This is a genomic window from Nocardioides sp. 1609 (assembly GCF_004522105.1).
Taxonomy (GTDB): Bacteria; Actinomycetota; Actinomycetes; order Propionibacteriales; family Nocardioidaceae; genus Nocardioides.
Map to the genome: position 1 here is coordinate 351,236 of NZ_SPUJ01000006.1, position 11,749 is coordinate 362,984.

The 11,749-nt window shown below is 72.8% G+C and carries 12 protein-coding genes; 9 read left to right on the plus strand and 3 right to left on the minus strand.

The genetic code is table 11. From position 1 onward, the window contains the following. Positions 1-117: 117 nt before the first annotated feature. Both E4623_RS18615 and E4623_RS18620 read left to right on the plus strand, forming a co-directional pair. Positions 118-942, plus strand: coding sequence for a GAF and ANTAR domain-containing protein (locus E4623_RS18615; RefSeq protein WP_209020758.1), 825 nt, complete (start codon positions 118-120; stop codon positions 940-942). After that, a complete protein-coding gene (locus E4623_RS18620; RefSeq protein WP_134768046.1) occupies positions 939-1,691 on the plus strand; it encodes a GAF and ANTAR domain-containing protein in 753 nt (250 codons plus the stop codon). The genes E4623_RS18615 and E4623_RS18620 overlap by 4 nt, the downstream gene beginning before the upstream one ends. A gap of 41 nt (positions 1,692-1,732) precedes the next feature. Here E4623_RS18620 and E4623_RS18625 read toward each other — a convergent pair whose 3' ends face one another. Continuing rightward, positions 1,733-2,494 (minus strand): glycosyltransferase, encoded by a 762-nt coding sequence (locus tag E4623_RS18625; protein ID WP_134768047.1) that lies wholly within the window; start codon positions 2,492-2,494, stop codon positions 1,733-1,735. A 50-nt stretch (positions 2,495-2,544) separates the two neighbouring features. Continuing rightward, positions 2,545-4,365, minus strand: a complete 1,821-nt coding sequence (locus tag E4623_RS18630; RefSeq protein WP_134768048.1) for an ATP-binding protein — start codon at positions 4,363-4,365, stop codon at positions 2,545-2,547. A gap of 174 nt (positions 4,366-4,539) precedes the next feature. Here E4623_RS18630 and E4623_RS18635 point away from each other — a divergent pair, with 174 nt between their 5' ends. The 3 genes from E4623_RS18635 to E4623_RS18645 all read left to right on the plus strand — a co-directional run bounded on the left by E4623_RS18635 (position 4,540) and on the right by E4623_RS18645 (position 8,291). Beyond that, complete coding sequence (locus E4623_RS18635; protein WP_134768049.1) at positions 4,540-5,052, plus strand: hypothetical protein; 513 nt, start codon at positions 4,540-4,542, stop codon at positions 5,050-5,052. A gap of 44 nt (positions 5,053-5,096) precedes the next feature. Continuing rightward, positions 5,097-7,478 carry an FdhF/YdeP family oxidoreductase gene (locus tag E4623_RS18640; protein WP_134768050.1) on the plus strand — a complete coding sequence of 794 codons (2,382 nt, stop codon included), beginning with the start codon at positions 5,097-5,099 and terminating at the stop codon, positions 7,476-7,478. A 135-nt stretch (positions 7,479-7,613) separates the two neighbouring features. Beyond that, positions 7,614-8,291, plus strand: coding sequence for a response regulator transcription factor (locus tag E4623_RS18645; RefSeq protein ID WP_134768051.1), 678 nt, complete (start codon positions 7,614-7,616; stop codon positions 8,289-8,291). 32 nt (positions 8,292-8,323) lie between these two features. On the opposite strand, the gene E4623_RS18650 is transcribed toward E4623_RS18645, so the two are convergent. Beyond that, positions 8,324-9,070, minus strand: a complete 747-nt coding sequence (locus E4623_RS18650; protein WP_134768052.1) for a TetR/AcrR family transcriptional regulator C-terminal domain-containing protein — start codon at positions 9,068-9,070, stop codon at positions 8,324-8,326. A gap of 317 nt (positions 9,071-9,387) precedes the next feature. On the opposite strand from E4623_RS18650, the gene E4623_RS18655 reads away from it, so the two are divergent. From E4623_RS18655 to E4623_RS18670, 4 genes are all read left to right on the plus strand, one after another. After that, on the plus strand, positions 9,388-10,077 hold the full coding sequence (locus E4623_RS18655; RefSeq protein ID WP_209020759.1) for a hypothetical protein: 690 nt from the start codon (positions 9,388-9,390) through the stop codon (positions 10,075-10,077). 25 nt (positions 10,078-10,102) lie between these two features. After that, positions 10,103-10,798, plus strand: coding sequence for a hypothetical protein (locus E4623_RS18660; RefSeq protein ID WP_134768053.1), 696 nt, complete (start codon positions 10,103-10,105; stop codon positions 10,796-10,798). A gap of 59 nt (positions 10,799-10,857) precedes the next feature. Continuing rightward, complete coding sequence (locus E4623_RS18665) at positions 10,858-11,517, plus strand: hypothetical protein (protein WP_134768054.1); 660 nt, start codon at positions 10,858-10,860, stop codon at positions 11,515-11,517. Further along, the coding region (locus E4623_RS18670; RefSeq protein WP_134768055.1) for a phage holin family protein at positions 11,514-11,749 on the plus strand (236 nt) is incomplete at its 3' end. The genes E4623_RS18665 and E4623_RS18670, both read left to right, overlap by 4 nt.

Below are 11,749 nucleotides of genomic sequence, written 5' to 3' on the forward strand. Positions count from 1 at the left end.
TGGGGTGGCGCCACCCGAGCTCGGCGGACACCGCGTTGACGCCCCCCGGCGAGCCGGGGCATGCTGAGCCCGCAGCGGGTTGAGCAGCAGCCCACCGTGCGCGTCGAAGGCGGCTCCGTGAGCACCCACGCACCGGGCCAGGAGCCGGGTCGCGGACCGGGCCGGCCGCAGTCGAGGCCGTCGCTGGACGTCATCCGCGCCGAGCTGAACGCCGTGCTGGTCGCCGCCCCGCCCGACAGGTCCGCCGACGAGCTCTGCGTGGCCTGCGTGCGCCTGCTCGGGGTCGACGGCGCTGCCATCTCGGTCGTCCACGAGGGCGCCTCGCACGGGACGTTCGGCTCGAGCAGCCCGGCCAGCCGCCGCCTCGACGAGTACCAGTTCACCTTCGGCGAGGGCCCCTGCCTCGAGGCGGTGGCGAAGCGCCGACCCGTCCTCGTGCCCGACCTCGACCTTCCCGACGGGCAGCGGTGGCCCGCCTTCACCGAAGCCGTGCTCCACGACGGGATCCGCAGCGTGTTCGCCCTGCCGATCATGCTCGCCTCCTCGTGCGTGGGCGCCCTGGACCTGGTCCGAGCGGGCCCCGGCCCGCTGGAGGACGACCAGCTCGCCGGCGCTGCCCTGGCCGCCGAGCTGGCCTCGCTGACCCTGCTCGACCTCTTCGCGGGCCCCGGCCCCGACGTCGACGCCGACGTCGCCGTCCACGGCGAGGACGGGTGGGGCCGGCTCGCCGAGCTCGACCGGATCGAGGTCTACCAGGCCACCGGCATGCTGATCGCCCAGCTCGAGGTCGGCCCGGCCGAGGCGTTGGTGCGGTTGCGCGCCCACGCGATGGCGACCAACCAGACCGCGAGCCAGGTCGCCGCCGCCATCGTCGAGCGCCGCCTCGTCCTGGAGAGAGACGCCCCCGAACCCCCCGGTGCACGTGGAAGGAGCCGTCCATGAACGGCAACAGGGAACGCGACATCATCGACGCCTTCGTCGAGCTGTCCCACGAGCTGGTCGACGACTACGACGTGGTGGAGATGCTGTCGCGGCTCACCACGAGCTGCGCCGCCCTGCTCGACGTGGCCTCGGCCGGCCTGCTGCTGGCCGACAGCAGCGGTGTCCTGCACCTGGCGGCGTCCTCCTCCGAACGCATCGCCCACCTCGAGCTGTTCCAGCTCCAGCGCGACGAGGGCCCCTGCCTGGACTGCTACCACTCCGGCGAGGCGATCACGGTCCCCGACCTGGAGGCTGCCGAGCACCGCTGGCCCCAGTTCGTCGCCGCGGCGCGTGCCGGCGGCCACCGGTCCGTCCACGCCCTGCCCATGCGGCTGCGCGGGCACCGGCTCGGCACCCTCGGCCTCTTCGGGACGACCGTGGGAGACCTCAACGCCGAGGACCTCGGCCTCGCCCAGGCCATGGTGCACGTGGCCAGCGTGGCCATCGTCAACGAGAAGGCCGCATCGGACCGCAACCTGATCAACGCCCAGCTGCAGCGCGCACTCACCAGTCGGATCGTCCTCGAGCAGGCCAAGGGCGTGCTGGCCCAGTCCGGCGACCTCGCCATGGGCGACGCCTTCAACCTGCTCCGTGGCTACGCCCGCGACCACGGCCTCAAGCTCAGCGACCTCGCCGCCGAGGTCGTCGAGCGACGGCTTCGCATCGAGACCCTCCTCGCCCACGCGGGGGCCGGCTCGAGCCGCAGCTGAGCTCTCGGGGGTGCTGGGGCACCGATCGGCGCCCCGTCGGGTCACGTGCCCGGCCGGACGGCCCGGGCGTGGGCTGTCTCGGCCGACGGTCTCAAGGTCGTGAGGAAGCCCGAGAAGCCGCCTGGGGTCCTGCCCTCCAGCCGGGACGAGGTGACGACCGCTCTCGTCGCCGCCCCCAGGCGGGCACCGTCGGCGAGCAGACGGCGCACGAGGTCGGCGTCCTCGTGCTCACGGAGGTGGGCGAACCCACCCACCGCGTCGTACGCCGACAGCCGGAAGCCCAGGTGCGCCCCGTAGGTCCGCACGCACCGGTCCTGGTGCAGGGAGTCCCACCGGGCGACGACGTCGGCGGGAGCGGTGTCGTCGGGCTCGACCCGGCCGAGGACGACGTCCGCACCGGCCTCGGCCACGCGGACCTGGTCGACCAGCCAGTCGGAGGGAACCCGTGAGTCGGCGTCGGTGCACGCGACCCAGGTGTGTCGCGGGACCACACCGTCGTCCGCGGCCAGGACGCGGACGCGCCGCGTGCCGGCTGCTCGGGCCGCACCGACGTTGGCGGACCGCACCGCGACGACGTCGACGCCCCGGCGCCGGCAGATGGCCGCGCTCTGGTCGGTGCACGCGTCCAGCACGACGGTGAGGCGGCCGATCGTCCTCGGGCGGACTCGGCGAAGGTGGTCGAGCGCGACCGCCAACGCGTCCAGGCACGCCGGGAGCAGCGCCGCCTCGTCGTGGACCGGGACGACGACGTGCACCACGTCGACCCCGTCGGCACCTCCAGGTGGTGCTCCCGGGGTGTCCATGCCCAGAACCTAGTGCTGCGCACCTACCCGTCGAGCTCGAGGTGCGCGGGCTACGCGTCCAGCAGTGCCTCGACGGCGGAGCCGGTCGACGCGGCCGACGCCGTCGACGCGGGCGACGTCGGCGACGCGGGCGACGTCGGCGACGCGGGCGACGTCGGCGACGTCGAGACCGCCGGCACCGGGATGCGGGCCACGACCGTCGTCCCCACGCCGAAGGTGCTGCGGAGGGTCAGCGAGCCGCCCATCGACTCGGTCAGCCGCCGGCAGATGGCCAGGCCGAGGCCGGTGCCGCCGTACCGCCTGGTCGTGGATCCGTCGACCTGCCGGAAGGACTCGAAGACCACCTCCTGGTCCGCCTCCTTGATGCCGATGCCGGTGTCGTCCACGACGAAGGCGACGCGACCTCTACCGGGACCGACCGCCGGGTCCCCGGCTGCGTGCACCGCCAGGCCGACCCGTCCGTGGTGGGTGAACTTGAAGGCGTTGTCGAGGAGGTTGGTGAGGACCTGCATCAGGCGAGTGGGGTCGCCGCGCACGACGCGCGGCAGGCAGGGATCGCGGTCGAGCTCGAAGGCGATGCCCGCCTTCTCGGCGCGAGGCGCGTAGACGTCGGCCACGTCGCTGAGAAGGGCATGGAGGTCGAAGGTCTGCTCGACGAGCACGACCTGGCCGGCCTCGATGCGGGAGAAGTCGAGGATGTCCTCCACGAGGGACTTCAGCAGGTCCCCCGACCGCTGCATCTTGCTCAGCAGCTCCGCCTGCTCGGCCCGCAGCGGGGTGTCCTCGAGCATCTCCGCGGTCGCGAGCACCGTGGTCAGCGGCGTGCGGATCTCGTGGCTGACGTTCGCGAGGAACATCGACTTGGCGCGCGACGCCTCCAGGGCCGCGTCGCGGGCCCCCTCGAGCTCGGTCCGGGCCGAGGTCTCCGCCCGGATCAGCCCGGCGGTCCGCACCACCGCGAGGGCGAGCAGCGCCGCGGTGCCGACGAGGAGCTGGACGGGTCTCGCGGGCTCCCCGCGCAGGTGGGCGGCCAGGTCGAGAGCCGGCGGCACGAGGAGCGGGCCGATGGCGATCGCGATCTTGACCCCCCAGTGGCGCTCGGACGGCGACCCACGCCGCTCGACGGACTCGTCGCGCCGACGCCAGGCCGCCGAGGCGACCGCGACGGCGGCGAGCATGAACCCCCCGTCGGCCACCTGGTGCGCCGCGCCGCCCGCCGCGGCGTACATGTAGACGACGTCGGCGGCCAACCACAGGCACACACCCCCGGCGAGGGTGGCGTCGATGACCCCGCGAGCGCGCCGGCTCGCCAGGACCCGCAGCACCAGGGCCAGGAGGATCGCGTCGGCGACCGGGTACGTCGCCCAGACGACGCGCACGAGGGTCGGCAGGGTGTGGTCCGACACGATGGTCTCGATCGACAGGCTCCAGGCCACCAGCAGGGAGACCACCACGATCGTGACCGCGTCGGTCACGAAGTCGGTCTCGTCACGGCCCGCGGCGCGACCGCGTGAGCGGGAGATGACGACCCACAGCGCGACGCACAGCAGGACGTAGCTGGCGAACCACGGCAGGTCCGCCACGGACACGCGGGTGTCGGCGCCCCGCCAGTCCAGCAGGAACCACACCACGTCCCCGAGGGCCGACATGCACAGGCCGCCGGCCACCAGCGAGGGCATCAGGCGGTCGTGACGCGGCGCGCGGACGGCACCGACGCAGGCACCGACGGCGGCCCCGACGACCACGCCGAGGTAGCACGCGGCGGTGACGGCCTCGTCGTCGGTGACCACCGGGCTCAGGGCGGCAACGGTCGCGACCACGAGCGCGAGCGCCGTCCACCGCCGATGCGCCCGTTCCGTCACGTCCGTCACGCCCGCACCCTAAGCGACCGTTCCGCCCCAGGGACCCGGATCGAGGAACTCCTCCGGTGCTGCTCGGCGAGAGCCGCGGGAGGACGTCGGGGACGACGTCCGCCGGAGCCGGCCGCTCCCTGCCGTCCACCGTCGGGTGTGCCCGCCCGAGGCACGTGTTCCTACTGTCACCGGATGAGACTGCCTCCCCTGCCCGACCCCCGCGACCTCGTCGCCCTCGTCCCCCGCGCCGTCGCCCTGCTCGGTGACGCCGAACAGCTGCTGAGGGACGTCAGGGGACTGGTGGCGCGCATCGAGGACACCCGACGAGCCGCCGAGGACGTCGTCGTCCGCGTCGAGGCGACCGCCGCCCGTGCCGATCGTCTGGTCGTGCTCGTCGAGGACCCGCTGGTCCGACTGGTCCCGTTGCTCGAACAGGTCGCCGACCAGGCCGACCCGGCACTGGCCGCGCCGCTGCGGACCATCATCCAGCGGATCCCGGACGTCCTGGAGTCCTGGCAGGACGAGGTGGTCCCCCTGCTCGACACGCTCGGGTCGGTCTCACCCGACCTGCGCGACCTGCTGGTCGCGTCGCGCGAGCTGAACGAGATGTTGGGTCACCTGCCCGGAATGGGGAGGGCACGCAAGAAGGTCGAGGAGTCGCACGACGACGACCAGGACCCGCCCGGCGTCACACCACGTGGGTAGTTCTCGCGACCGTGGGTACCGAGGAGCCGACGAAAGGTATGTCCATGAGCCGTAGGGCACCGCAGGGTGACATCGACGAGTCCGAGCTGTCCGTGACCCACCCCGAGGACCATGCTGCGGGTCCGACTGCCGTGGCGGTCAGCATGAAGCGTGCCGTCGAGGGGATGGGGGTGCGCCGCACGGCGCAGACGCTGCTGAAGCTCAACCAGGCCGACGGCTTCGACTGCCAGGGCTGCGCCTGGCCCGACCCGTCACCGGAGCACCGGCACACCGCGGAGTTCTGCGAGAACGGCGTCAAGGCCGTCACCGACGAGGTCACCCTGCGCCGGGCGGGTCGCGAGTTCTTCGCCGCCCACCCGATCGAGGAGCTGCAGGACCGCACCGACTACTGGCTCGGGCAGCAGGGCCGGATCACCGAGCCGATGGTGCTGCGCGCGGGGGGCACCCACTACGAGCCGATCTCCTGGGACGACGCGTTCGCGCTGATCGCGCGGCACCTCACCGGTCTCGCGTCGCCGGACGAGGCCGTCTTCTACACCTCGGGCAAGGTGTCCAACGAGGCGGCGTTCGCCTACCAGCTCTTCGTGCGCGCCTTCGGCACCAACAACCTGCCCGACTGCTCCAACATGTGCCACGAGTCGACCTCCGTCGGGCTCGCCGAGGTCATCGGCATCGGGAAGGCCTCGGTCACCCTCGAGGACGTGCACCACGCGGAGCTGATCGTCATCGCCGGGCAGAACCCGGGCACGAACCACCCGCGGATGCTCAGCGCGCTGGAGATCGCGAAGAAGAACGGCGCCAGGATCATCGACATCAACCCGCTCAAGGAGGCGGGCCTGACCCGCTTCAAGAACCCCCAGACCGCCAAGGGCATGGCCGGGCGCGGGACCGCCATGGCCGACCTCCACCTGCCGGTGCGCATCAACGGCGACCTGGCACTGTTCCAGGCCATCGCCTCGTTGCTGCTCGAGTGGGGCGAGCTCGACCACGACTTCATCGAGCAGCACACCCACGGCTTCGAGGCGTACGCCGAGCACCTCCGCGCCCTCGACTGGGACCTCGTGCTCGCCTCCACCGGCCTGGAGCGCGACCAGATCCACGAGGCGGCCCGGATGATCGCGGGCTCGCGCAAGACCGTCTACTGCTGGGCGATGGGCATCGTCCAGCACCAGAACGGGGTGGCGAACGTCAAGGAGATCTCCAACCTCGCGTTCCTCCAGGGCAACATCGGCAAGCCCGGTGCCGGGCTCTTCCCGGTCCGCGGCCACTCCAACGTGCAGGGCGACCGCACCATGGGGATCTGGGAGCGACCGCCCGCCCACTTCCTCGACGCGCTGCGCGACGAGTTCGGCTTCGAGCCGCCCCGCGAGCACGGCTACGACTCCGTCGCCGCCGTCAAGGCGTTCCGCGACGGGGAGGCCAAGGTCTTCTTCGGCCTGGGCGGCAACTTCGTGGCCGCGATGTCCGACACGACCGTCACCGAGGACGCGCTCCGCAAGGCGGACCTGACCGTGCAGGTCTCGACCAAGCCGAACCGCTCCCACGTGGTGCACGGCCGCGAGGCGCTGATCCTGCCGCCGCTGGGTCGCAGCGAGAAGGACCTGACCGGCGGACGCCCCCAGCGCGTCACCGTCGAGGACTCGGTCTGCGCGGTCCACGCCTCCCACGGCCCGCTCGAGCCGGCCTCCGAGCACCTCCGCTCCGAGGTCGACATCATCTGCTCGACGGCCCTGGCGACCCTGGGCGACCGGTACTCCATCCCGTGGGAGGAGTTCCGCGACGACTACCGCCAGCTCCGCCGCCGGATCGGCCGGATGGTGCCCGGCTGCGCCGGCTACGAGGAGAAGGTCGACCAGCCGGGCGGGTTCGTCCTGCCGCACCCGCCGCGCGACACCCGCACCTTCGAGACCGACACGCGCCGGGCCAACTTCACGGTCAGCCCGACCGAGGTGCTGCACGTGCCGGCCGGTCGGTTGCTGCTGCAGACGATGCGGTCCCACGACCAGTTCAACACCGTGATCTACGGTCTCGACGACCGCTACCGGGGGATCAAGAACGGCCGCCAGGTGGTGCTCGTGAACCCGCGCGACATCGAGGCCCAGGGACTGCGCGAGGGCCAGCACGTGGACATCGTCAGCGAGTGGGACGACGGCTCGACCCGGACGGTCACGCAGTTCCGCGTCGTCTCCTACGACACGCCCCGAGGCTGCGCCGCGGCGTACTACCCGGAGACCAACGCGCTGGTCTCGCTGGACGCCAAGGCGGTCGGCAGCAACCAGCCGGCGTACAAGTCGATCGTGGTCCGGCTGGAGCCCTCGGTGCTCGACCGGCCCGCCGAGGGACGGCCCAGGGGCACCACCACGGACGAGTCACCGGACGCCGGCGAGGAGCCCAAGCGCTACGTGGCACCGCCGCAGCTGAGCTGACCGGTGGGGCAAGCGCCGACCGGGGGGGGCCGGGGTGCCTGCGGCGGCTACGTCCACCCTGCGGTGGGCGCACGCTCGTCCGGCCCGCCGCCGGGCACCCCGGAACTCGGTCTACGCTGTCGACATGGAGCTCCCGTGACTCCCCGTCTCCGCATCGCCATCGTCGACGACTACGCCGTCGTGGTCGCCGGGGTCGCCGCGCTCCTCGCCGCAGAGAACATCGACGTCGTCGAGACCGCGGTCAGCACGCCGATCGTGACCGACGTCGACATCGTCCTCTTCGACACCTTCGCCCAGGTCACCGGCGAGGGCGTCGACCTCCGGGACTTCGTGCGCGCCAGCGGGGCGACGGTGGTCGTCTACAGCTGGAACCTGCAGCCGCAGCTGATCCGGCAGGCGCTGGACGAGGGCGCACGCGGGTATCTCTCGAAGGTGCTCACCGGACCCGAGGTCGTGCGCGCGCTCGAGCGCGTCCTGGCGGGAGAGGTCGTGGTGATGTCGGGCGACCACGAGACGAGCGCCGGCGCCTCCGGCGACTGGCCCGGGCGCGCGGTGGGACTCTCGCCGCGCGAGGCCGAGGTCATCGCCCTCATCACCCAGGGCCTCAGCAACGACGACATCGCCCGACGCGTCTTCCTCGGCGTCAACACGATCAAGACCTACATCCGCACCGCCTACCGCAAGATGGGCGTCACCTCGCGCACCCAGGCCGTGCTCTGGGGCATCGAGAACGGCTTCAAGCCCGACACCCTGCGCACGATCGACCCCGCCCTCCTGGTCCGACCGGCCGCGAGCGAACCCCGCCGTCCCTGACCGTGTCGGCCCGGTGCGCCCGGTCGTCCGGTTCAGGAGGCCGGGTTGGCCTGGACGAGGGCGATCCGGGCGAGCAGTGACTCGAGGGCGTCCTCGAACTCGACGTCCGCGTGGTCCGCGGAGAGCTCGTCGCGCAGGCGGGCGACCAAGGGGTAGTCGTCGAGCGCACCAGGTCCCGGCGGCTCGTCGGGAGTGAGCACGTCGAGCGGTCCGACATCGGCGTCGTGGGCCGCGACCTCGAGCAGGAGGTGCCCGAGCAGGAAGCTCGTGAAGGACCGGTAGGCCGAGACGGCGTCGTCCTCGGAGAACCCGTCCTCGATCAGGGCCTCCAGGAAGACCTCCACCCACTCCAGGCTGCGCAACGGCGGGCGGAGCCACGGCGCCTCGGGAGGGCGAGACGCCACCAGCGGGAACACGCGGGGGTGCCGCAGGGCCACCCGGCGGATCCCGTGAGCCAGCCGCTGGGTGAAGTCCTGCCAGCCGTGGGTCGGGCTCGACGCGACGTCGTCGTCCTCACGGAGCTCCCCGACGACGTGCTCGACGATGGCGTCGAGGAGGTTCTCCCGGCCGGGCACGTAGCGGTAGAGAGCCATGGCCTCGACACCGAGGCGCTCACCGAGGCGCCGCATGGTCAGTCCGGGCAACCCGCGCTCGTCGATGAACTCGACGGCGGCGACCACGATCCGGTCCCGGCTCAGGGGCACCCGCTCGGACGGCGGCTCGTCCCCGGCGACCACCGCCTTGTCCGCATCGGTGCCCTGTTCGTCCCTGGCCGACATCAACGACTCTCCACCGGTCCCACAGTAGGGCGCCCGCCCGGCGCGGTGGGGTGGACCACCGGACCGACGCGCGATCTCGAGCCACCGGGCCGGGGTTCACCCCGAGGAGGGATAGGCGGCGGGGTGCGCCGGGGCTTACGTTTACATCGTAAATACCTGCGGTCCTCGGAGACCCGCACGCCGACCCGACACCTCGAGCGCAGCCCTGTCGGCGCGCCCGCACCACAGCAGCGACCGCTCGGGAGACCCCCGGTCGTCGCTCCGCCCTGCACCTCCACCGGCACGACCGCGCCACCCGCGGTGACAAGGAGAACGTGATGACCCCGAGCAGTGGATCCAACCGCCTCGATCCGGACCAGCACGGATCCGGCGACACGAGCACCACGAGGCACGACGTCGACCACGACGACCCCAGGCCCTCCCGACCCGAGCGACGCAGGTCCGTGGTCGAGCGCGAGAAGGAGGAGCACGGCGGGATCAAGATCGGCTCCGCCTTCTTCGGGTGGCTGACGGCGACCGGCATGGCCGTCCTGCTCACGGCGGTCCTGGTGGCGGCCGGCACCGCGATCGGCCTGGCCAGCATCGAGGACGTCGACAAGACCATCGACCAGGCGACCAGCCAGGCCGGCGACCAGGCCGAGACCATCGGCTGGATCGGCGCCGTCGCACTGCTCGTCATCGTCTTCGTCGCCTACCTCTGCGGCGGGTACGTCGCTGGACGGATGGCGCGCTTCGACGGGCTGAAGCAGGGCCTCGCGGTGTGGCTGTGGGCAGTCCTGGTCGCGGTCGTGGTGGCCGTGGTCGCCGCCGTCGCCGGCTCGGAGTACGACGTCCTCTCGAGGCTCAACAGCTTCCCCCGCCTCCCGGTCAACGAGGGCGACCTCGGGATCGCCGGCATCGTGGCCATCGCCGCGGTCGCCGCCGCCAGCCTCGTCGGGGCGCTCCTGGGCGGCCTGGCCGGCATGCGGTTCCACCGCAACGTCGACAAGACCGGCCTCGGTCGGTAGCGGACCGGACGGACGGGGGGACGTCGTGAGGGACAAGTCGTACCGCCACCTGTGGTGCGCCTGTTGGGGGGGCGTGGCCGGGCTGGCCGCCCTGACGGGCCTGGTCTCCGACGGCCTGGCGCGCCCGGTGTTCCTCGCCGTCCTCGCCGGCTTCACGGTCGCCGCCGCGAGCCTGGCCCCGCACCAGGACGGTCTCGGGACGCGTCGAGCCGGTTCCGGAGCCGGTCTGCGGACTGCGTGCGGTCGCGGTCTCCGGACCGGGCTGGTCGCCGGGACCGTCGTGGCTGCCACGGCCCTGGTCGGCTGGCTGGTCCTGCCCCTCGCGCTCACCGCCGCCCTGACGTCTCCGTGGTTCAACGACCTGGTCGGCCCCGCACGCAGCACCGGTCGCGGGTCCCGCGACCGACGAGCGCGGCAGGCCCAGGCCGAGCCGGTCGAGATCACCGCCGCCGCACTCCGCCCGGCCGTCGAGATCCTCGACGACGAGCACCTGGCCCGCGGGTGGCGGCACAGCTTCCGCCACCTCCAGGACGCCGACGGCGTCATGAGCGGGCTCGCCCTGGTGAACCTTCGCCAGGCGTACCTCGACGAGATGGAGCGTCGGCAGCCGGCCGGCTTCGCCTCGTGGCTCGCCTCTGGCGCACGCGCCTCGAGCGACCCCACCCCGCACCTGCAGTCCGACCCGGCCCGGACCCGACCGACCGGCACCGAGCCCCCCTGACGGGGTGGGCACCCGGCAGCACCGAACCACCGACCCATCCATCAACAACAGGAGGCACCATGAGTGACACCCCCACCAGCGAGAAGGCACAGGCGGCCGCGTCGACCGCGGCCGAGGAGGGCAAGCACGTCGTCGGCGTGGCGCAGAGCGAGGCCAAGAAGGTCGCGAGCGAGGCGACGTCGCAGGTGCGTTCGGTCCTCGACGACGCTCGTACGCAGGTCGGTGGCCAGCTCGGCGACCAGACGCGGCAGCAGCGCGACAACCTCGTCGTGACCCTCGGCACGTTCGGGGACGACCTCGCCACGATGGCCGATGCGCCTGAGGGTGGCCTGGCTGCCGACGTGGCCCGCGAGGTCGCCCAGCACGCGCAGAGGCTGACGGGCTACCTCGAGGGCCGTGAGCCCGGTGAGCTGCTCGACGACGCCCGTGACTTCGCGCGTCGGCGCCCCGGCACGTTCCTGCTCGGGGCCCTGGTGGCCGGCGTGGTCGTGGGTCGGGTCGCCCGCGGCGTCAAGGACGCCGGCACCTCGGAGCCCGACGCCTCGGCTGCTGCGCCGTCGTTCCCGCCGCCCGTCGGTGAGCCGGTCGGACTGCCGGCCGCGTCGCCTGCCCGGCCGACCCACGACGTCGCCGCGCCCGCCACGGCCCCGAGCGCAGGGCTCGGCACCGACGCCGCCGGCTACGGCCGGGGCGCTGGTCTGCCCGGCGGGCCCGCATGAGCACCTCCGACCCCCTCGGCGCGACCCACGCAGCCACGCCCACGGGCGCGTCGAGCGCGTCGGGTTCCTCGGGTTCCTCGGGTCATGAGACCCGCAGCCTCGGGGAGATCGTTGGTGAGGTCACCACCGACCTGAGCACGCTGATGAAGCAGGAGCTCGAGCTGGCCAAGGTCGAGCTCAAGCAGGAGGCCGCGAAGGCCGGCAAGGGCGCAGGGATGCTCGCCGGCGCCGG

Excerpts from the sequence above, each read along its gene's own strand:
- E4623_RS18620 (WP_134768046.1), top strand. The coding sequence starts at position 939 with ATGAACGGCAACAGGGAACGCGACATCATCGACGCCTTCGTCGAGCTG.
- E4623_RS18625 (WP_134768047.1), bottom strand. The coding sequence starts at position 2,494 with ATGGACACCCCGGGAGCACCACCTGGAGGTGCCGACGGGGTCGACGTG.
- E4623_RS18635 (WP_134768049.1), top strand. The coding sequence starts at position 4,540 with ATGAGACTGCCTCCCCTGCCCGACCCCCGCGACCTCGTCGCCCTCGTC.
- E4623_RS18640 (WP_134768050.1), top strand. The coding sequence starts at position 5,097 with ATGAGCCGTAGGGCACCGCAGGGTGACATCGACGAGTCCGAGCTGTCC.
- E4623_RS18650 (WP_134768052.1), bottom strand. The coding sequence starts at position 9,070 with ATGTCGGCCAGGGACGAACAGGGCACCGATGCGGACAAGGCGGTGGTC.
- E4623_RS18655 (WP_209020759.1), top strand. The coding sequence starts at position 9,388 with ATGACCCCGAGCAGTGGATCCAACCGCCTCGATCCGGACCAGCACGGA.
- E4623_RS18665 (WP_134768054.1), top strand. The coding sequence starts at position 10,858 with ATGAGTGACACCCCCACCAGCGAGAAGGCACAGGCGGCCGCGTCGACC.